The organism is Deltaproteobacteria bacterium (genome assembly GCA_029858205.1).
Classification (GTDB): Bacteria; Desulfobacterota; GWC2-55-46; order GWC2-55-46; family DRQE01; genus JAOUFM01.
The window spans coordinates 1-18613 of the sequence record JAOUFM010000009.1; the positions used below are offsets into that span (position 1 = coordinate 1).

An 18613-nucleotide genomic window follows, 5' to 3' on the forward strand; every position below is an offset into this window, starting at 1 on the left:
CGAGTTCTTTTACCGTATAGCTCTTGCCTTGGAACTCGAGCCTTTCTCCGGCGCTTCTTTCGGATGCAAGGAGCCTTAGCTCTCCCACCGGGAACTTTCTCTCGGCAAGAATCGAGAGCATTTCCTGGCCAACAACGCCGGTAGCGCCAACGACTGCCACGTTATATGTTTTCTTCTTTCCCACTGATGTTGCCTCTCCCTGTGAATTAGTATATGTTGCCGGAAAAAACCGTTACAATATAATAGGATACACTTAGAAGAGGTAGGTTTTCAACTGATTTTTATTATAAATAGCAGGATACGGGAAACGGCAGCCACCACATCACTTCCAATCACGCAACGCTTCGTACATAACATAGCATAACGGAGCAGCTACCAACAGCCCCCACACCAGTGTCTGCCAGGGAAAAAAATCATACCCCTGGATATAAACGAAATGAAGCATGGGTTCTGTCATCCAGATAGCGGCGATGACACAAAACAACAGAACCACGGCAGCTGTTTTAATGATTTTCTTCATACAGGTAAAACAGGCCGACACTGAGCTTACGGGCCCAACAAGCCGCCTGCTGCCTTATTTTACCGGCCCGGAAGAGACAGGCTTAACCTTGCCCGACATGGCGTCTTTTAGAAAGTTAACCATGTCGCCGTTATTTTTTCTTCTTTTAGCGATGTCCAATGGTGTTTCGCCGTACTTGTTTTTTGCATTCACATCCGCACCATTTACTATCAGTAATTTGACAATATTTTTACGCCCCTCATTAGCAGCAACATGCAGCGGTGTTCTGCCGAACAGCATAACAGCATTTACATCTGCACCTCTACTTATCAGCAATTCAACAACGTCTTTATGCCCCTCTTTAGCAGCAGCATGCACCGGGGTTTCGCCAAAAATTCCCCTGCCGTTTACATCAGCGCCCTTACTTAATAATAATCCGGCAACTTCTTTATGCCCCCCTGCGGCAGCATAATGCAACGGCATACGGCTGTTCTCATCCTTTGCATTCACATCCGCACCAGCCTTTAAAAGCGCCTCGACCTTTGCCTTGTCTCCAGCCCTGGCAGCGTCATGAATCTCGCCGGCAAATGACTCCCGTGCCGTCAGGGCAAGAACAACGACAGCAGCAAGCATTATACCAATGAAGTGTTTTTTCATAACGGGTTCCTCCGTAACACAGTAAAAAAACCGCAAGTCTGTCCCGTACTTGATACGGGGCGGGAATGATAGACAAGAGAGACGAGATTGCTTCGGCCTGCGGGCTCGCAATGACAGATTCCACAACCACCACACAAGCCGCCAGGAAAGTTTTACCTAAACATAAACCCGCGGGCCTGTCCTGAACTTGATTCAGGATTGGCCGTTGGGCGAGGCGCGCGGGGATATTTTCATACCTATATAGGCCGCCAGGAAAGTTTTACCTAAACATAAACCCGCAAGTTGGCAGTTAGGCGAGGCGCGCGGGGATTTTCGACCGCAGGCGTATCACGTCAGATACGTCGAGGATCGAAAATTCACGCGCAACGAAGCATCACGGCCAAATCGCGGGTTTCATCAAATCTACTTCTTCGTTACCTTCGCGTCCTCGATGATAACGGCATAAAAATACCCGCCGCCAAAGTCCTTATCAGCCGCAAGCGTGCCTGTCACTGTTACAGTGTCGCCTGTATTCACATTCTCTGCGCCGTCGGTCGTGGCGGTCAGGTCGTTCGTACCCGGCTTGCCGGTGCCGTCCTGCACGTGCACCCACGTCTTGCCCATTATGCCGCGGCTTATCTTCGCAACCTTGCCCGTTACCGTAACAGTAGTCTTATTTAGCTTTGCCTTGTTGGCATAGGCCTCTTCTACCGTAATGCCCTTTTTCGAAGGCTTTGCCGCTGCCTTATCCGAAGTGGCCGCCGGTTTGGCAGCCGCAGGCTTTGTCTCCGCCGCCTTTTCCCCTGCAACAGAAACTCCGGTTACCGCAAACACAAACGCTGCTATGACCGCAAAAAACATGGATACTCTCATCTTTGTTGTTCCTCCTGTAGTAAAGTGTGGGACGGTTAAGCGTAACATACGGGCAAAACATAGTCCATATTTATCAAATAGCAGGCCGCAAGGCGGCACTCTGCGCCCCACTAAAGGTCACAGGGCGTTACGGCAATATATTCGCGGCGCGCCTTTTCAAGCGGAAGCTCGGCGGCCTCAAAATCAAAACGCTCAGGCTCGTTTACCCAAGGCGCGTCGTAATCATCATACTGTATGTAATTTCTGCTCTCACTTATGCTAAAGGCCTTCACGAGCTCAAGCGCCTTGGAATCCACAATCTTATAGGTGAGATACACTCTCCTGTGCGTCTCGGTCATACGCCTACCTTTCAAGGCACCATCTTCTTCAATGAACGTGCCATTAAGAGTAAAGTCGGAATAGACAACCTTGAGCATACCGTCTTCATAGGTGACATAGTAGCCATCGTTCCATATATCACTCCACCCGGCATGCCCGCTTGCGCTGCACCGCCAAAAAAGTATCATATCAGGACTGCCCTTTACAAACACCTTATGCCCATACACCGTGTGGCTGCCGTTCCCGCCACTTATGCTGTTCCAGGTAACAAAAATAATATCGGGGTTGCCGTGCAACAAATAAGCTTTAGAATCCATCACTCCGTAATACATATTGTCGCCCTCAGGGCCTTTCTCGTCATAATACTGCCTGCCTATCTCGACCTTATCCCCGCCCTTGAGCGTTATGCCTGCGATGTAACTCTCACCTTCCTGCATATCCCCTTCCTTACGCCACTTTCTATACCACATATCGAACTTAAGCTCCGATGAAGGCTCTTCTGCATAAGAACCTCTCCATGGACGATAATGCTCGAAAGAAAATTCGAACTGCTTATTCTTGCCATCGGACCAGAGCCCCTTCATTATGCGTCCGTCCCATATCCCTTCAAATGTCCCGGAGTACTTACCGCCGGGTTTGCCGAACTCCTTGATGCGCACAAGGCCTTCCCTATCCACAGTGCCGCGCACGGGTATTTCCTTGCCAACGCTGGTATAATAATAAACACCGGTGAGATCGCTACCGTTAATTCCAAGTTTCATACGTATATCGTACTTACCGTCTATCTTGCCGGAAAACAAATGCCTATTTTCATCTATATCCAGGTACTCAGGATACTTGGCATAAAAGGCCCTGCTTTTCCTGCTCACTTCAAGATAAGAGGTGTCATAGGTCTCGAGGAGCAGCAAAACCCCTTTAAAAAGCTCGGCCTCGGTGCCGTCTATGGTGCGCCTTACCCAAAACTTGCCCTCAGGCCTCCAATCCAAAAGACTGGACAACCGTTTGTGCGCCACAAGCGGCTTATTCTGTCCCTTTAAATCGGCAAGCAGAAGCTTATAATCCGGGTTGGAGACAAGCCATTCATGGGACTCGTAATACTTGCGCACATCCTCCCTAAGATTCACATCATAATTGAACTGTGTCGCCCGCCTGAAGACTGGGTTCTTTGCCGCCGGAACGAAGTTCTTTCTAAGCCAAACGACAAAATCCTTATTATAATGGCGAAAGTCGTCTTCCGGGGCAAGTTTCATCCCATCCGGGTTCGGCTTTGGCACGAACATCGGCATACCGGCAAAATTTTCCATGTCAGGAATAAATTTCTTAAAATAACAGGACAAACCCTTTGCGCTCGCCAGATTACGAACGCCGTTAATCATGCAAACCTTATCCCCGCGCATTTCCTTCCACATCCTGACGGCGATTCCGTCCGACCCTCCGCTAAAAGTAGTGTCGGCCAGGACATATCCGGCAAAACACAGGCAAAACACGACCGTAGCGGCCAGGATATTCCAAATCATCGTTTTTCTCGTCATGATGAGAACACCTCCGTTTTGTCGTGCAACGGTAAATTCGATTTTAAAGAAGTCTTTTCTGGTGCGACGAAGGCGCGGCAGGCTTGGATGCCTCGGCGACATCGGTCTTCTCATCCGTTCCCGAAATGGGCATCTCCCCTGCCGAGGCAACCGAGGAGATAAGCTTGTCGTTCATGCGCTCGAGCCGCTTTTGCGCCTCTTCGTGCTTGCCTCTGGCATTCGATATGTGCTTACCGACTATCTCGAAGTCGTCGGCGAACTTGGCAAAGTCGTTCTTTAGGGATTCGATGTGCTGCAGTATTGCCTGCGCCCGTTTGCCGACCTCGAGCCCTCTGAGGCCAAAAAGTATGGTCTGCAGATACGCGTAGAAACTGTTTGGGGATACGGGAATGACGCGCTTACCAAAGGCGTACTGCGCAATCGAGCCCTCGCCGCTTGCCTCTTCCTTTATAATCGTCTCGTAGTAGACATTCTCGGCAGGCACGTACATGAGGGCGAAGTTAAAGGTGCCCTCATCCGGGAGGATGTAGTTTAGCGCAATCTCGTCGATGCGCTTTTTTACGTCCTTTACAAATACTTTTCGCGCGGCCTGTTTGTCCTTATCGTTCTCGGCCTCGACCATCTTCTTGAAATTTTCGAGCGGGAACTTAGAGTCAACGGACACAATGCCGCTGCTCATCTTGACTATCGCGTCAACGCGCGCGCCGGTGCGAAAGGTATGCTGCAGAGCGAAGTTCTCCTTTGGAAGTATCTGAGAGAGAAGGTCTCCGAGGAAGAACTCCCCAAGCTCTCCCCTTAGCTTCGGCGCCCGGAGAATTTCCTGCAGGCTCGCGATGTCTTTACCCACCTCGAAGACCTGTTCCGTGGCCTTACCAAGCGCGCCAAGCGATTGCTTCACTTCGCCAACAACCCTGGCTGCGTTGTCCATCCTGTCGTTTATCTGCCCTGTGGAAGATTGTATCTGCGTTGTTACCTTGGAGAGTTGGTCGTTTACCTGCGCGGTAATGCGCGAGAGCTGGTCGTTGACGAGTGTGGTCTGCTTAAAAAACGAGTCGCTAAGCTCTTTTCTTAGCGACTCGTTCTCTGCCTTTAGCGATTCAACTGCCTTTAGCGACTCTGCCGCTGTCGTGTCGTCCTTTTTCCTCAGCACCGCCACCAAAACAGCGATGACGGCCGCGAACATCAGGATAAGAAGAACGATTACGGCATTTTCCATCTAAGCCCTTCTTTCCCTAAACTCGCGAGCCTGGTGCACGAATGCCTCAAGCCTTGTCTTGGCGTTCGTGTCCTCTATGCCCTCGTAAACCATGTTCAGGTACGGGATGTTGTTGTTATCTTCCTTGACCTTCTTGAGTAACCCGTTCACTACCGTTCCGGGCATGCAGGTAAAGGGCATGACGTTCACAATACCGCTTGCGCCGTTACGGATATAGTCCATGACCTTGCCGACACTAAGTGTTGTTTCACCCTCGAACGAGTCGTGCACATACGGCGAGGCAAGCTCGAGTATCTCGCCTGTCCTCGGCTCATGGCCGTGCCTTAAATCTCCGTTAAAAGCTCCGAGGAGCTTATCCTCGAACCTGTGCTGGAAGTAATCGTTAAAGATGGTCTTAAAGTAGTTAGAGTAGCTCTTTAAGTTCCAGTTCTTTCTCTTGGAAACGAAGTTCTCGTAATATATCCACTCTGCAACCGGCGGCAGCATGACCTCGGCGCCCATGCCCTCGAGCGTGGTTATGAGGTTCTCGTTACTAAAGCGGTTGCACCTTACGTATATCTCTCCGACAACTCCGACAAGCGGCCTCTTACCTACATCGTCTGTCACCGCTATGGCGTTGAATGCGTCCTTTGCGGCCTTGAGCTCCTCTACCGGCAGCCTCTTTGCCTCTATTGCCTTGCATACCTTGTTGAGTTGTTCCCAGTAAACCTTATCGGTCTCGCCCTTATTTTTCTCGTATGGACGGACTTCCCTGAGCTTCTTCTCGAGTATGTCTATGGCAACGATACCCCACCAGCCAAGCTTGGGGAAATCGCTTGCAACAACGCCGAGTTCCTTATAGAACTTTTCATCCTGATCGGGCGCGAATATCGGCACATCCTGGTACCCGAGCTCATCGAGTATCATTCGCTGATAGCGGTTATACTGCCCGAAACGGCACGGGCCGTTCCCTGACGGCATGAAGAACGCGGTCTTGTCCGGCTCAAAGCCCTTGGCTGTGACGAACTTCACCATGTCTCCGGTTGTAAGGATTGCGGGGTAGCATTCTCTTCCGGAGGTATAGCGGCGTCCAAGCTTCAAGGACTCCTCATCCGGCATGGGCATGACGATTGCGTCTATGCCGCAGGCCCTGAATGCCGCCGCAAGCCCGTGCGCGCCGTCCGACATGTTCGGGATGTAGAGCCTTTTGCTGATACCGGTTCTCTTTACGGCATCGGCCTTGTCCTCGACCTTGCCAACTCTGTTTTTTACGTTCCTAAGGCTGTCGAGATATGCCTCGCACCTTGTGATAGCGCCCGCGTCAGCTGAGTGCTCGTCTATCTCGAGCTGCAAAAACGGCTTACCGCCGCCGGCGTCTTTATAAAAATGCGTTATGAACGAATCCGGGCCGCAGCCGAAGTTCGTTATATATACGGAGAAGAGCCTTGGGTCTTCCCTTAGAAGCTTCGCTACCGCAAGAATCCTCTGCCCGCTCTTCCAGTACATGTCCTCGGCAAGCACGTCGTCAACTGCCTCGTCAACAGGGAGCATGTCAAACGGGATAGCGAGCGTGCCCAGGTCGGCAAGGCGCTGCGGCAGCTCCAGGTTTATTCCGGGGTCAACGGTATTATATGTCCTACCGACTATTACGAGTGCCGTGTCGGTCGGATTAAGAGAAGCTATGGCCTCTTTACCGCGTTCAACCATCATGCGCCTGAACTCGGACTGCGCGGCAAATGCGGCGTCAAGGGCCGAGTCCATCTCCGAGCGCGACCTGCCAAGCTCATCGCACATCACGTGGAACTCTTTACGCAGGTTTTGCATGCTCTGGTTAAAGTGAATGACCGGCATGAGCACGGAAACGCCGTCCTTCGCAAAGTCGAATGCGGCCTTGGAGAGATACGGCATGCTCTGGACGTAGGGGCAAAGCACGGTGTGCGTCTGCCCGGGCTTTGCCGGGGCCATGTTGACGACACTTGGAAGGAATATCTTTTTTACGCCCTTACTTATAAGCTCGTGCACGTGCCCGTGAGAGACCTTTACCGGAAAACACGTCTCCGTGACAACGCGCTCGACACCTTCCTTTATGATGTCCTTGTTGGTCGGAGAAGAAAGACGCATCCTGTAGCCAAGCTCGTTAAAGAACGCCTTCCAGAACGGGTAGAACTCATACATCATGAGGATGCGCGGCACTCCGATAACAGGGGCGCTCTCGGGAAGGGTCTTCCCCTTATATGCCGAGAAGAGGAACTTCTCTCTTTCCTTGAACAGGTCCGGGAGCTTGTTCTTTCCCTGCTCCTTTCTCTGCACGTCGTACTTTTCGCACCTGCCGCCGTAATAAAGGGGATCCTCGCCCTCCATCATGACCTTTCTTACCTCGCAGATATTGGCGCAGTCGCGGCACTCGAAGCTCTCGAGCTTGTAGCTCTTCCTGCCCGAGTCAAAGCCCTTGAACTTGGTCTTCGCGTTTGCCGGAATTTCGCGAAGCGCAAGGATTGCTACCCCTATGGCGCCGGTGACGTCGTGGTGCTCGGGCACGTTTATCTTCTTACCCGTGACCTTCTCGAAGGCCGAGACAACGGCCAAGTTCGCCGCAGTGCCGCCCTGGAAAAATATCTTGTCGCCTATACGCCTATCACCTACAACCCTGTTAAGGTAGTTATGAACGATTGAATACGCAAGCCCCGCTACCAGGCCGCCCTTCTCTACACCTTTTTGCTGGTAGTGCACCATGTCGGTCTCTATAAAGACCGTGCACCTGTCTCCCATCGGCGGAGGCGTGGTGTTGGCTATGGCAAGGGAGCTGAACTCGCCCTTTATGCTGATGCCAAGCCTCTCGGCCTGTTCTTCGAGGAAGCTTCCCGTTCCTGCGGCGCAGACCTTATTCATCTCGAAGTCAACGACAACGCCGTCCTTAAGAGCTATGTACTTCGAATCCTGTCCGCCTATCTCGAATATGGTATCCACATCCGGGTCTATGGCAGCGGCTGCAATGGCCTGGGCCGTTATCTCGTTACGGATGATATCTGCGCCGACGATGTCGCCTGTAAGGTAGCGCCCGGAGCCCGTTGTGCCAACGCCTATGACGTTTACAGCGTGTCCGCATTCGTCGCCCACCTCGTTTAGGCCCTGCCTCACGGCCTCGAGCGGACGGCCAGCTGTCTTCAAATAGCGCTTGGTAATAAGTCGCATCTCTTTGTCTATAAGAATGACGTTCGTGCTCGTAGAGCCGACGTCTATGCCAAGATACGCATCCACTTTCTTGGTTGCATCGAGCCGGTACCCGGTAGAGGACACATGGAGAGAAGGATGATGCGCCGGTGTGTAGAGCTGGTCAAGGGAGCGGTCCTGCTTTCTGCCGCTCTTCATGTACTGCTTTAGCCCGTCTACGCCCTTGAACTCCCCTATGCCCTTGTTCTTCTCGATTGCGTTGAACACGGCTCCGAGCGCGCCCATGGAGGAAAAATGCTCGGGAACGATATAATCGGCGTCATCCAACTCAAGGACGTCCTTAAAGGCCTTTCTAACGCCCGGGTTTGCGGCAACGCCGCCCTGGAACGCCACGGGGCGCTTGAAGTCCTTGCCCTTGCCGATTGTAGCCTTGAAGTTTCTGGCAACTGCGTAGCAGAGGCCAGCTACTATATCGTAGTCCGGCGTTGCCTTCTGCTGAAGATGTATCATGTCGCTCTTTGCAAACACGCTGCAACGCCCCGCAACACGCGGCGGGTTCTTGCTCTTTAGCGCAAGGTGGCCGAATTCCTCTATGGTGAGGTTTAAGCGTATGGCCTGCTGGTCAAGGAAGCTACCTGTGCCTGCGGCGCAAACCGAGTTCATCTGGAAGTCCTCTATCCTTACCCTCTCGCCATCCTCTTCAAGAAGGATGAGCTTTGCGTCCTGTCCGCCCATCTCGATGACGGTCTTCACTTCCGGGTGATAGTGTTCGGTAGCCTTTGCCTGGGCAATGACCTCGTTGGTGAATACCGCGCCAAGAAACGGGGCAATGAGCTTGCCTCCGGTGCCGGTAGCTGCAACGAGCTTTATCCTGTCCATGCCGTAGTGGCGTATTATTGTTTCGAGCACATCAAGGGCGGTCTCGAGCGGCTCGCCCTGGGTGCGCGTATAGTGGTTCTCTAAAATATTTCTGTGCTCGTCCAAAACGACCGTATTGGCGCTTACCGAACCAACGTCGATTCCGACGTATACGGGATGCTGTGGCTTCAAAATAAACCTCCGCTGATGGTTTTATATGAAAAAACTCTATTTACGCTATTTCGATTTTTTTATAATAATCCCTCCCGGGGATGTTCGTGCGGGAAGGAGCGACAAAGGGCCCCATAGTTTGAATATATATTATTATTGATTTTTTCCTGATTGTCAACTGCAACACTTAAAAAGACCGACAATTCGTGGCACTATTTTTAAAATTCCCGACACCGGACAAACGTATATAAAACAAAAAACAAAGGCCCGGGGTTGCCCCCGGGCCTTTGTAAACTGCCTGATACCTTGATTATAGACCCTTGATATAGGTCGTGAGTGCGTCGAGGTCAGCGTCGTTAAGATCGAACTTCGGCATTGCCATGGAGAAGTTTGCAAACTTCTTGTCAGCGCCTGCGCGACCGTTCTTTATTACTGCCTTTACTGCTGCTGCATCGCCCTTTACAAAAGCAGTGCCCTTAAGAGCCGGGGCCATCGCACCGCCCTCGCCTGCGGCACCGTGGCACATCTTGCATTTTGCAGCATAGGTGCCTGCTCCGTCCGCCATTGCCTGTCCTGCGAACGCGAATACCATCGCGAAAGCAGCCAAAAGCATTATCTTACGCATATTATTTTTCTTCCTCCTTTTTTTGAGATAAATTATTGGTACTGCCTGCTACATTTCAAATTCTACATGCTAACGGCCTTATATGTCAAGAACTTTGTTGCCATAACTCTGTGCAAACAAAAAAACCACACAAAAACAAGGGGATAAAAAACCTCCTGAATGTGCCAGACAACATGCCTCGTGCCTGCCAAACACCCTGCCGAAAAAATACAGTATACAGAGGAAACACTCATCCAAAGCCGAAAAACCACCGAAATCCCAAACATGACCAATATCATAGTTTTAAGATTGCAAGGGTGCTATACTTTGTTATACTATAAGGATAAAATCTCTAAGGAGGAAAGAGTGTCATGATAAAGGACCAGATAGAAGAAGCCCTTAACAACATAAGGCCGGCGCTCCAGGCAGACGGCGGAGATATCGAGCTCGTTGACGTTGACGAGGAAAAAGGTATTGTACGCGTAAGGCTCCAGGGCGCTTGCTCCGGATGCCCGAGCGCGCAGGTAACGCTTGCCATGGGTGTTGAGAGGGCCATAAAGGAAAAAGTGCCGTCCATAAAAGAGGTTCTTTCGGTCTGATAAAGGCCGTTTGAAGCGTTTCGCTTTAAGGGCGGCGTAAAGCCGCCCTTAAAGCATAAATACGGACAAGCAGAAAACAAGACTCGAATGTCGTATAAGATAACCGGCGACTGCACTACATGCGGCGCATGCCTTCCCGAGTGCCCCGAGGGCGCGATAAGCGAAGGCAGCCCGTATATCATAGACCCGAAACTCTGCACCGAGTGCGGCGCCTGCGCCGCTGTCTGCCCGGCAGACGCGTGCAAGGTGGACATATAAAAAGCAAAGGAGATTAGACAAGAAATGAGCAAAGTAACCATCTGGTTCATACGCTTCGCAATGCTTTACTTCGCAGCCGCAATGGTAATCGGCATAGTAATGACGATTAGCGGCCCCGTGTACCCGCTTATGCAAATCCACACGCACCTTAACCTTCTTGGATGGATGACGATGATGATATACGGCGTCGGTTACCACATACTGCCGCGTTTTAGCGGCGCTCCTCTCTGGAGCGACAGGCTCTCTGCTGCGCAGCTCTGGCTATCGAACATCGGCATCCTCGGCATGGTGGCGGGCTGGGTAATACTTGCAAAGGGCGGCAGCTTCGTCGTACTTCACGTCTTTTCCATACTAGAAGGCGTGTCGGTAGCAATGTTCGTCGTGAATATGTTCCTTACAATCAAGCCGGCACCTGCGCCGGTGAAGAAATAAGGAGCTAAATCGTCATGATAAAGAAAACTTTTTTCACGGCAATACTAGCCACTTCGATATTCTCCTTTGGCAGCGTGGAAGCGGCTGACAACGCGGCCCTCAAAAAAGAAATGCAGCTCTTGGACGCGGCATACAAAAACCTCGTCAACGCCGTCGTGTTAAACGACGCAGCATCCATAGAAGAACCGTTCCACGAGGTGCATGCGGCAAAGGCGGCAACCGAGAAGGCTCTTGAAAACGGCGAAATAAAGCTCCCGAAGAACACATCGAAGATAAAGCTCTTCAAGGAACTGGACGAAAGTTTCCACCTCGAAATAGAGTCCCTTCTTGATGCGGCAAAGGCAAAGAACGAAATAAAGATAAGAGATTCGGCAAAGAGGCTGCTTGACGGATGCGTCAAGTGCCATTCTATATTCAGAAAATAGGCTGGCCGCTGAAAAAGCATAACTAACCAGGAGGTATCGCCATGTCCGAACAGAAAATCACAAAGCAGATGAGCATCGGCGAGGTGCTCGCAAAGTACCCGAAGACCGAGGAAGTATTCAAAAAGCATTTCGGCATGGGCTGCTTCACCTGCCCGGGCGCGAAGACCGAGGACATAGCCTTCGGCTCCACCATGCACGGCAAGGACGCAGACGAGATAGTAAAAGAACTAAACGAAGTTGCAAACGCGGGCTAAGATGATAACAAAGGACCAGACCGTAAACGACGTCATCAGGGACCACCCGAAGACCATAGGCGTGTTTACGCGTTTCAACATAGACTCATGCTGCGGCGGGGCGGTCTCCATTGAGGCCGCCGCCAAGCGCGACGGCGCGGACCTTGGCGCCCTAATGCAAGCGCTCGAAGACGCGGCAAAATAACCAACACTTACCGATTGCGTTTAACGCCGGCATAGCCCGGCGTTGGCCAAGTACTCCAAAAAACAGGCAGGAGGCTTATCGTGGCTGACACAAAAATCACACAGGGCGCAGTACTCGAGGCCCTCTCCAGGGTCATGGACCCGGAATTGAATAAAGACCTCGTCACCATGAACATGATACGCGACGTAAAGATAGACGGCGCATCGGTCTCCTTTAGCCTTGTCCTCACCACACATGCCTGTCCTCTTAAAAAGGAGCTCGAAAGCTCGGCCAGAGAGGCGGTAGAAAAAATAGCAGGCGTAAAAGAAGTGAAAATCAACGTCACTGCCAACGTGCCCGAGGCAAAGAAACTTCCGGGTAAGGAAGCAATCGATGGCGTTAAAAACACCATCGCGGTCGCAAGCGGCAAGGGAGGCGTTGGTAAGTCCACTGTGTCGGTAAACCTCGCTCTCTCGCTTGCGAAGACTGGGGCAAAGGTCGGGCTCCTCGACATCGACCTCTACGGCCCGAGCATCCCGATGATGATGGGCATACACGAGGACCTAACCACCAACGAGAATAAGCAGCTCATCCCGGTCATAAAGGAAGGGCTTAAACTCATGAGCGTCGGTTTCATGCTTGATGAAGAAACCCCTCTTATATGGAGAGGCCCTCTTGTGATGCAGCTCGTGCAGCAGTTTTTAAGAGGCGTTGAATGGGGCTCGCTCGACTACCTCGTAATCGATTTGCCGCCAGGCACCGGGGACGCGCAACTAACACTTGTCCAGACCATACCGCTAACCGGAGCGGTCATCGTAACAACGCCGCAGGACGTGGCACTTATAGACGCAAGGCGCGCAATCAAGATGTTTCAGCAGGTGAACGTGCCAATCCTTGGCATAGTGGAGAACATGTCGAGCTTTTGCTGCCCGCACTGCGGCAAGACTACCGAAATATTTAGCCACGGCGGCGGAGAGAAGACAAGTTCGAGATACGAGGTGGACTTCCTGGGAAACCTTCCCATAGACTTGAAAATCCGCGAAGGCGGTGACTCCGGAAAGCCCGTAACGATAGCGCACCCTGACTCTGCCGAGGCAAAGGCATTCGACGCAATAGCTTGCAAGGTGGCCGCAAAGATAAGTGTCGTGGATCTGCAGGAAGCTTAAGCAACGGATTAGCCGGCCTCTACAGCCGGGGCTAATCCGTAAAATACGGTTCCTCAACACCTGTTACGATAAAATTTTTATCGTAATGCACCTTTAAAATACCCCTGTACGGTATCAAACCTCCCATTACGGTAAACATCGCCGAAGAACACCCGCCCAGCCACTTGCGATACCTTTCAGTGTTACCATGCAACTCGGCAAGCTGAAAATCCGTCCTGCTTTTTGTGCCCCCGTCATACACGCTTACGGCATCACCGCCCTTTTTAAGCATGCTCATGCACCTGGCCTCGGACTTGGCGTCACTGTAAACCCATATGCCTGACAATCCCGTTGGCATGGCCTTCTCAAGAAAGACTGCCGACGACACCACCTCGTCAAGCCTGTCGCCTGTCTTTATCGAAGCCTTCAAGTCTTCGGTTCTCCACTGCGTTTTCTTGACCTGATAAGCCACCAGACCGATGCCTACCGCAACCAACAGCAACACCGACACGCCTATAACCCAGATAAACTTCAACACAATGCCCCTGGTCATACACTACTCCCTGGAAGCCACCCAAACCCACTCACCCCCTGCCGCGAAGCGTCAGGAGCATTTGCCTTATCTCTCCGATATTCGAGCCGTATAGCCGTATATCCTGGGGCACGCCGGGAATATCTGTAACAAGCCAGAGCCGTCTCGATGAACTATAGGGCCTTGTAAGCGGTTTCTCTAACATATCGTAAGGGATAAAATAGCGCTGAAAAATGGCCCTCACCTCGAGGCCGTCCTTATATAGAAGCACCCTGAAAAACGGCCATGCCTCGCCAAAAAGGAATATCTTGCCGCCGGTGTTCCAAGCCCTTACAAGCTCCCTGCCTTTTTCAAATGATGAGGGCCTATGGTTGAACACCAACTGAAGGACGAAAAAGCAGAGCAACAGAGGGCCTGCTGCAAATGCAACACCTATGACCCCGGCATCCATAAACCATGCAAAAAGGAGGCCTGCCACAAGGGCGCCAACAAGCAGCATATCGGAGGTGAGCTTCGGATTGTACGGGAACGTGCTTTCATGGTACCTGACAGTGCCGGAAGCCTGGGCATTGGCATTTGCAACTCCGAGCCTGGCCCTATCTATGTAGGCAAGCCACAGGTAATTGGACACGAGAAATGCCGTGAGAAAAACAGACAAAATGACCCAGAAAACAGGAAACGATGCGAGCATTGTGCCGAACTTTCCGAGCAGCCCGGCATAGCCGAAATAGGCAAACACTATGCAATCGGCGCATATCTCGATGACAAACAACACAACCGCTATCTCGGCCATGCGTTTGCCAAAGGAGGTCCCCTTCGAAGCGCTCCTGCCGGCCAGCAAACAGAAGCAGCCGACCATGCTCGCAACAGCGACATAACCGTAAATATACCAATACCCGAGATGCGAGCCCCCTTTCATGTAGGACGGAAAGAGATCTGCAACCACGAGCCCGAAGACAGCCACCCATATGGCGCTCATGAAGTGCTCAACGGCCAGCACGCGCACGCTGTCGCGAACGCGACTCATATCTGGCCTTGCATGATACAGCGCGCTTATCGCAGGAAAAAATTCCATTAAATAATCCAACCTACCCGGATGTTTTAATATAACCGGCTTCGAGACACTGCGTGGCGAGGAAACCCGACATGACGAGCGCCGGCCATACGCGTCCCGCGTACGCGCTTAGCATAACACTACAGAAGGACTTGGGCAAAGAAAATCCGCGACTTCAAAAAAGCGCATGCAGTATTATTTCTATGGCCGGACAGCCTCTTCCTCAAAAATAAAAGGCCGCCAAAAGGCGGCGCGCTTTTATCGTATGTATAGCACCGGACACTTTCTACTCTGTCTTTGTCACTTTTTTAAGCTCATCTGCAACAGCCCCGTGCTCCCTCATAACAGCCGCATCAAGGGCAGTGTTGCCGAACTTATCTTTGATATTGGGATCAGCGCCCTTGTCCAGAAGGAACTTCACGACCTCGACACTTCCGCTCCCCGCAGCGCTCATAAGGGGCGTCCAACCCTGGATGTCCTTTTTATTTACATCCGCGCCCTTTTCCGCAAGGTACTTGACTATATCGAGATTACCCTCGCCCGCGGCCCACATAAGCGGCGTATCACCGTAACTGTCGGTCTCGTCTATGTTTATGCCGCCCTCGACAAGAGCCTTCACCTCGCCGATATCCCCGGCCTTGGCTGCCTCGACAAGCTTGTGTACGTGCTTATCGTCGGCTGCGCCTGAAACGGAAACCGGCATCAGCGAAAAAACAGCTATAATGGCGAATGCGGCTAAAATACTTTTGGCCATGGAAGCAATCCCTCCTTTTGGGCACAGGAAATCTCCATTGATTTTACCATATTACGCCGCTATTACAAGGCCAAACTTAATAAAAACCGCATATACTTGACAACCGGGCCGCGCTGCCCTTACAATTAGAGGACAAAACACCCATGACATCGCGCGCACCATTAAAAATCAAATCGCTTTTGCTTTTAACTGCCACAGCGCTATTCTCTGCATGCATAATAGCCGTGGCGCCAGAGCCGCTTAAGGCAGAGGACACGCCGTCCAAGACCTTCACCTTCACGGTTACGAAGAAACTGCCAAGGTACACGGTTGTCGTTAAATTCAGGAGCGAGGGCCCTGCCACCCGCCCAATCCTTGCCCCTGATTCTCTCGATATATACAGGGCCGGCGCATCGAAGCCCGTGCAGAGCTACCACGAAGTAAGCCTCGATATGAGGGCCGTATCCCCGGAAACAAAGGCAGATGAGATATTTGGAACTTACGACATAAACTTCGACGGGTATAACGACCTCTATTACGCTTCGTCGTTTGGCACGCCGGAAAATAACACAGTCATATTCTGGATATTCAAGCCGCGTAAAGGCAAGTTCGTGCGCGACGAGAACTTCGAACTCACAAATTACAGCGTTGACAGAAAGCTTAGGCGCATAACCGAGACATGGCATATCGGCACTGACCCATACGCCTACCAAAAGGTTGTGAGCGAAGTTCGGGGGCGGCGCCCTATTACGCTCTTTGAGGAAACTCAGGAATGGGTGGCTGAAAAGGACAGCGGGTACTACCTAAGGATTATCAGCAGAAAAATCGGGAAAAAGCTCGTGCCGCAAAGCAGCAGAAAATTCTCGAGAATGGAACTCGAAGAAGAAAAAAGCAAACAGGTCAAATAGGCGCGCCCTACTGCCTTGCCGCGCCTATTATATCGGATAAGCGCCCGATATTCTTTAAGCGCATAAACTCCTTAATCTCGCCTAGCACCTTCTCTGCCGCGTCAGGTGTAACGAAGTTAGCGGTGCCTACCTGCACGCACGAGGCCCCTGCCATAATGAACTCAAGGGCATCGCGCCCCGTGACTATGCCGCCTATGCCGACTATCGGAAGCTTCGTAGCGGATGCTGCCTCATAGACCATCCTAACCGCAACCGGGCGAATAGCAGGCCCGGAGAGCCCGCCTACTTTATTTGCGAGCACGGGCCTTCTTTTATCAACGTCTATGACCATGCCGGTTATTGTGTTTATGAGCGATATCGAGTCCGTGCCAGCGTCCTCGACCGCCCTGACCATTGCCTTTATATCCGTCACGTTTGGCGATAGCTTGGTCATAACGTGAAGCTTTGTTTTGCTTCTCACGGCCCGCACAACGGAGGCTGCCTCATTCTGGTCTGTGCCAAACCCTATGCCGCCCTTTTTAACATTCGGGCACGATATATTTATCTCAAGCCCTGCCACACCTGAAACGCCGTCCAAGCGGCCGGCAAGCTCAGCGTACTCGTCAACGGTTTCGCCGAATATGTTGGCAAAAATAGCGGTCTTGTATTTCCTGAGCTTGGGAAGTTTTTCCCTTATGAACACATCCACGCCGACGTTTTGAAGCCCGATGGCGTTTAGCATGCCGGAAGGCGTTTCTATCGTGCGGGGCGCGGGGTTACCCTCCCTTGGCCTTAGCGAAAGACCTTTTGTAAAGATACCGCCAAGCTTCGAAAGGTTCACATACGGCGCGAACTCAAGGCCGTAGCCAAAGGTGCCGGAAGCCGTTGTCACGGGATTAGAAAGAGTAAGAGCGCCGAGCTTTACCGAGAGGTCAAGTTTGCTCATCTAAACGACCCCCAATCTATGTCATTTGCATCGAACACCGGGCCGTCGGAACAGACCATCTTATATAACGCGTTATCAGGGCTCTTCTCGTGCTTTATGGTCTTGACAGCGCACCCGAGGCACACGCCTATACCGCAGCACATCCCTGCCTCTAAAGAGACAAGGCACTTAACGCCACGCTCTTTTGCAACGGCTGAAACCGCCTTTAACATGCCCATCGGGCCACAGGCGTAGATGACAGAGCCTTCGGAAAGTTTTTTTTCAAGGAGCGCGGTTACGCGGCCTTTGGCTCCAACGCTTCCGTCCTCCGTTGAAATAAATGTCTTTGCATTAAGGCCCTTGAAGAGCGACGCAATCTTTGCATCTGCCTTTGTCCTCGCGCCAAAAAGAAAGAGCGGGGTACCGCGCTTCTTAGCTATCTCCTTGGTTAAGAGATAGAACGGCGCAGCCCCTATTCCACCTGCCACCATAACAAGCTTCGAAGGGTCTTTTACAGCTGGAAAAGGTTTGCCAAGGGGCCCCATGACATCTACACCATCGCCCTTCACCATGTCCCGCATTATGGCAGTGCCCTTGCCGACAACCTTGTATAGAAGCTCGACGACACTGCCACCCTCAGAGTCGTAAACGCTAAACGGCCGCCTTAGAAGCGGATCAAGCCCTTCTGAGACACGGAGCATCACGAACTGCCCGGGCTTTATATTCAGCTTTTTCGCGCCTTCCATGCGAAGCCTTATAAGGCGGAAATCGCCGGAGACCTGCGTATTTTTCTCAACTACCGATTTCGGCATTTCTTCTCTCTTATTCGTCGTCCGGCCTTAGCGAGAACGCGGGTTCAAGCTCTTTTTTCATCACTATCGCGTCCTCGTCGCCGTAGTAAAGTTTTCTCTCGTACTCTTTCTCGAACCCGAAGCTTTCGTAAAGCGCTATTGCCGCGCCGTTGGATCTTCTGACCTCGAGCCTCACAACTGCCGCAAAGCGCTCCTCCATGAAACCGAGTATAAAACCAAGCAGCCGTCTGGCCAGCCCCCTTCTTCGCTCGTCCTTTTCCACCGCGAAGTCGAGTATATGGGCCTCGTCGGCGACTATCCATATCACTGCGTAGGCGCAGACCTTTTCAACCCCGCCCTCGGGCGTGCACTTTACGACAAACGAATACGAAAGGGGGTTCTTTAGTTCCTTAAGGAAAAGCGCTCTTGACCACGGCCTCGCAAACGAATACGCCTCTATACGGACAACCTCGTCAATGTCGGCCGCGTCCATGGGCAGTATCTTTAGCGCCGTATCAATATGCCTTCTCGTGGCAGTCACCGCAAATTACCGGTACC

22 protein-coding genes are annotated in these 18613 nt (G+C 51.9%); 8 read left to right on the plus strand and 14 right to left on the minus strand.

The features are described 5' to 3' along the window. The 8 genes from OEV59_07630 to OEV59_07665 all read right to left on the minus strand — a co-directional run. The coding region (locus OEV59_07630; GenBank protein MDH4227597.1) for an aspartate-semialdehyde dehydrogenase at positions 1 to 184 on the minus strand (184 nt) is incomplete at its 3' end. 138 nt (positions 185 to 322) lie between these two features. Then, positions 323 to 520, minus strand: a complete 198-nt coding sequence (locus OEV59_07635; protein MDH4227598.1) for a hypothetical protein — start codon at positions 518 to 520, stop codon at positions 323 to 325. Positions 521 to 574: 54 nt separating this feature from the next. Next, the gene (locus OEV59_07640; protein MDH4227599.1) at positions 575 to 1156 is read right to left on the minus strand and encodes an ankyrin repeat domain-containing protein; all 582 of its coding nucleotides are present in this window, start codon (positions 1154 to 1156) and stop codon (positions 575 to 577) included. Positions 1157 to 1558: 402 nt separating this feature from the next. Continuing rightward, entirely contained in the window at positions 1559 to 2008 is a 450-nt protein-coding gene (locus OEV59_07645) for a hypothetical protein (protein MDH4227600.1), read from the minus strand. Positions 2009 to 2118: 110 nt separating this feature from the next. After that, positions 2119 to 3858 carry a hypothetical protein gene (locus OEV59_07650; protein MDH4227601.1) on the minus strand — a complete coding sequence of 580 codons (1740 nt, stop codon included), beginning with the start codon at positions 3856 to 3858 and terminating at the stop codon, positions 2119 to 2121. A gap of 43 nt (positions 3859 to 3901) precedes the next feature. Next, entirely contained in the window at positions 3902 to 5074 is a 1173-nt protein-coding gene (locus OEV59_07655) for a DNA recombination protein RmuC (protein ID MDH4227602.1), read from the minus strand. Then, on the minus strand, positions 5075 to 9274 hold the full coding sequence (locus OEV59_07660) for an acyl-CoA dehydratase activase (GenBank protein MDH4227603.1): 4200 nt from the start codon (positions 9272 to 9274) through the stop codon (positions 5075 to 5077). It lies immediately after the preceding gene. A 289-nt stretch (positions 9275 to 9563) separates the two neighbouring features. Next, complete coding sequence (locus OEV59_07665; GenBank protein ID MDH4227604.1) at positions 9564 to 9878, minus strand: cytochrome c; 315 nt, start codon at positions 9876 to 9878, stop codon at positions 9564 to 9566. 353 nt (positions 9879 to 10231) lie between these two features. Here OEV59_07665 and OEV59_07670 point away from each other — a divergent pair, with 353 nt between their 5' ends. The 7 genes from OEV59_07670 to apbC all read left to right on the plus strand — a co-directional run bounded on the left by OEV59_07670 (position 10232) and on the right by apbC (position 13154). Further along, on the plus strand, positions 10232 to 10456 hold the full coding sequence (locus OEV59_07670; protein MDH4227605.1) for a NifU family protein: 225 nt from the start codon (positions 10232 to 10234) through the stop codon (positions 10454 to 10456). A gap of 87 nt (positions 10457 to 10543) precedes the next feature. After that, positions 10544 to 10714 (plus strand): 4Fe-4S binding protein, encoded by a 171-nt coding sequence (locus OEV59_07675; GenBank protein MDH4227606.1) that lies wholly within the window; start codon positions 10544 to 10546, stop codon positions 10712 to 10714. A 24-nt stretch (positions 10715 to 10738) separates the two neighbouring features. Beyond that, positions 10739 to 11146: a cbb3-type cytochrome c oxidase subunit I gene (locus OEV59_07680; protein ID MDH4227607.1), complete on the plus strand. Its 408-nt coding sequence runs from the start codon at positions 10739 to 10741 to the stop codon at positions 11144 to 11146. A 14-nt stretch (positions 11147 to 11160) separates the two neighbouring features. Beyond that, entirely contained in the window at positions 11161 to 11571 is a 411-nt protein-coding gene (locus OEV59_07685; GenBank protein MDH4227608.1) for a hypothetical protein, read from the plus strand. A 41-nt stretch (positions 11572 to 11612) separates the two neighbouring features. Then, positions 11613 to 11825: a DUF1858 domain-containing protein gene (locus tag OEV59_07690; protein ID MDH4227609.1), complete on the plus strand. Its 213-nt coding sequence runs from the start codon at positions 11613 to 11615 to the stop codon at positions 11823 to 11825. Between the two features lies 1 nt (position 11826). After that, positions 11827 to 12009, plus strand: a complete 183-nt coding sequence (locus tag OEV59_07695; GenBank protein MDH4227610.1) for a DUF542 domain-containing protein — start codon at positions 11827 to 11829, stop codon at positions 12007 to 12009. Positions 12010 to 12089: 80 nt separating this feature from the next. Beyond that, entirely contained in the window at positions 12090 to 13154 is a 1065-nt protein-coding gene (gene apbC / locus OEV59_07700; GenBank protein MDH4227611.1) for an iron-sulfur cluster carrier protein ApbC, read from the plus strand. A 31-nt stretch (positions 13155 to 13185) separates the two neighbouring features. On the opposite strand, the gene OEV59_07705 is transcribed toward apbC, so the two are convergent. From OEV59_07705 to OEV59_07715, 3 genes are all read right to left on the minus strand, one after another. Further along, complete coding sequence (locus OEV59_07705) at positions 13186 to 13686, minus strand: hypothetical protein (protein ID MDH4227612.1); 501 nt, start codon at positions 13684 to 13686, stop codon at positions 13186 to 13188. Between the two features lie 31 nt (positions 13687 to 13717). Beyond that, positions 13718 to 14692 (minus strand): hypothetical protein, encoded by a 975-nt coding sequence (locus OEV59_07710; GenBank protein MDH4227613.1) that lies wholly within the window; start codon positions 14690 to 14692, stop codon positions 13718 to 13720. Positions 14693 to 15005: 313 nt separating this feature from the next. Beyond that, positions 15006 to 15473, minus strand: coding sequence for an ankyrin repeat domain-containing protein (locus tag OEV59_07715; GenBank protein MDH4227614.1), 468 nt, complete (start codon positions 15471 to 15473; stop codon positions 15006 to 15008). Between the two features lie 143 nt (positions 15474 to 15616). Here OEV59_07715 and OEV59_07720 point away from each other — a divergent pair, with 143 nt between their 5' ends. After that, complete coding sequence (locus OEV59_07720) at positions 15617 to 16360, plus strand: hypothetical protein (protein MDH4227615.1); 744 nt, start codon at positions 15617 to 15619, stop codon at positions 16358 to 16360. A 7-nt stretch (positions 16361 to 16367) separates the two neighbouring features. Here the strand turns inward: OEV59_07720 and OEV59_07725 are convergent, their stop codons facing one another. From OEV59_07725 to rimI, 3 genes are read right to left on the minus strand one after another with little or no spacing between them, the layout of a single operon-like run. Next, on the minus strand, positions 16368 to 17285 hold the full coding sequence (locus OEV59_07725) for a dihydroorotate dehydrogenase (GenBank protein MDH4227616.1): 918 nt from the start codon (positions 17283 to 17285) through the stop codon (positions 16368 to 16370). Continuing rightward, positions 17282 to 18076: a dihydroorotate dehydrogenase electron transfer subunit gene (locus tag OEV59_07730; GenBank protein ID MDH4227617.1), complete on the minus strand. Its 795-nt coding sequence runs from the start codon at positions 18074 to 18076 to the stop codon at positions 17282 to 17284. The genes OEV59_07725 and OEV59_07730 overlap by 4 nt, the downstream gene beginning before the upstream one ends. A 10-nt stretch (positions 18077 to 18086) precedes the next feature. Continuing rightward, positions 18087 to 18596: a ribosomal protein S18-alanine N-acetyltransferase gene (gene rimI, locus OEV59_07735; protein ID MDH4227618.1), complete on the minus strand. Its 510-nt coding sequence runs from the start codon at positions 18594 to 18596 to the stop codon at positions 18087 to 18089. Positions 18597 to 18613: the final 17 nt, after the last annotated feature.

Excerpts from the sequence above, each read along its gene's own strand:
- OEV59_07725 (MDH4227616.1), bottom strand. The coding sequence starts at position 17,285 with ATGAGCAAACTTGACCTCTCGGTAAAGCTCGGCGCTCTTACTCTTTCT.
- OEV59_07715 (MDH4227614.1), bottom strand. The coding sequence starts at position 15,473 with ATGGCCAAAAGTATTTTAGCCGCATTCGCCATTATAGCTGTTTTTTCG.
- OEV59_07730 (MDH4227617.1), bottom strand. The coding sequence starts at position 18,076 with ATGCCGAAATCGGTAGTTGAGAAAAATACGCAGGTCTCCGGCGATTTC.
- OEV59_07675 (MDH4227606.1), top strand. The coding sequence starts at position 10,544 with ATGTCGTATAAGATAACCGGCGACTGCACTACATGCGGCGCATGCCTT.
- OEV59_07645 (MDH4227600.1), bottom strand. The coding sequence starts at position 2,008 with ATGAGAGTATCCATGTTTTTTGCGGTCATAGCAGCGTTTGTGTTTGCG.
- OEV59_07680 (MDH4227607.1), top strand. The coding sequence starts at position 10,739 with ATGAGCAAAGTAACCATCTGGTTCATACGCTTCGCAATGCTTTACTTC.
- OEV59_07690 (MDH4227609.1), top strand. The coding sequence starts at position 11,613 with ATGTCCGAACAGAAAATCACAAAGCAGATGAGCATCGGCGAGGTGCTC.
- OEV59_07650 (MDH4227601.1), bottom strand. The coding sequence starts at position 3,858 with ATGACGAGAAAAACGATGATTTGGAATATCCTGGCCGCTACGGTCGTG.
- OEV59_07710 (MDH4227613.1), bottom strand. The coding sequence starts at position 14,692 with ATGAGTCGCGTTCGCGACAGCGTGCGCGTGCTGGCCGTTGAGCACTTC.
- OEV59_07640 (MDH4227599.1), bottom strand. The coding sequence starts at position 1,156 with ATGAAAAAACACTTCATTGGTATAATGCTTGCTGCTGTCGTTGTTCTT.
- OEV59_07705 (MDH4227612.1), bottom strand. The coding sequence starts at position 13,686 with ATGACCAGGGGCATTGTGTTGAAGTTTATCTGGGTTATAGGCGTGTCG.
- OEV59_07720 (MDH4227615.1), top strand. The coding sequence starts at position 15,617 with ATGACATCGCGCGCACCATTAAAAATCAAATCGCTTTTGCTTTTAACT.
- OEV59_07655 (MDH4227602.1), bottom strand. The coding sequence starts at position 5,074 with ATGGAAAATGCCGTAATCGTTCTTCTTATCCTGATGTTCGCGGCCGTC.
- OEV59_07635 (MDH4227598.1), bottom strand. The coding sequence starts at position 520 with ATGAAGAAAATCATTAAAACAGCTGCCGTGGTTCTGTTGTTTTGTGTC.
- OEV59_07685 (MDH4227608.1), top strand. The coding sequence starts at position 11,161 with ATGATAAAGAAAACTTTTTTCACGGCAATACTAGCCACTTCGATATTC.
- OEV59_07695 (MDH4227610.1), top strand. The coding sequence starts at position 11,827 with ATGATAACAAAGGACCAGACCGTAAACGACGTCATCAGGGACCACCCG.
- OEV59_07665 (MDH4227604.1), bottom strand. The coding sequence starts at position 9,878 with ATGCGTAAGATAATGCTTTTGGCTGCTTTCGCGATGGTATTCGCGTTC.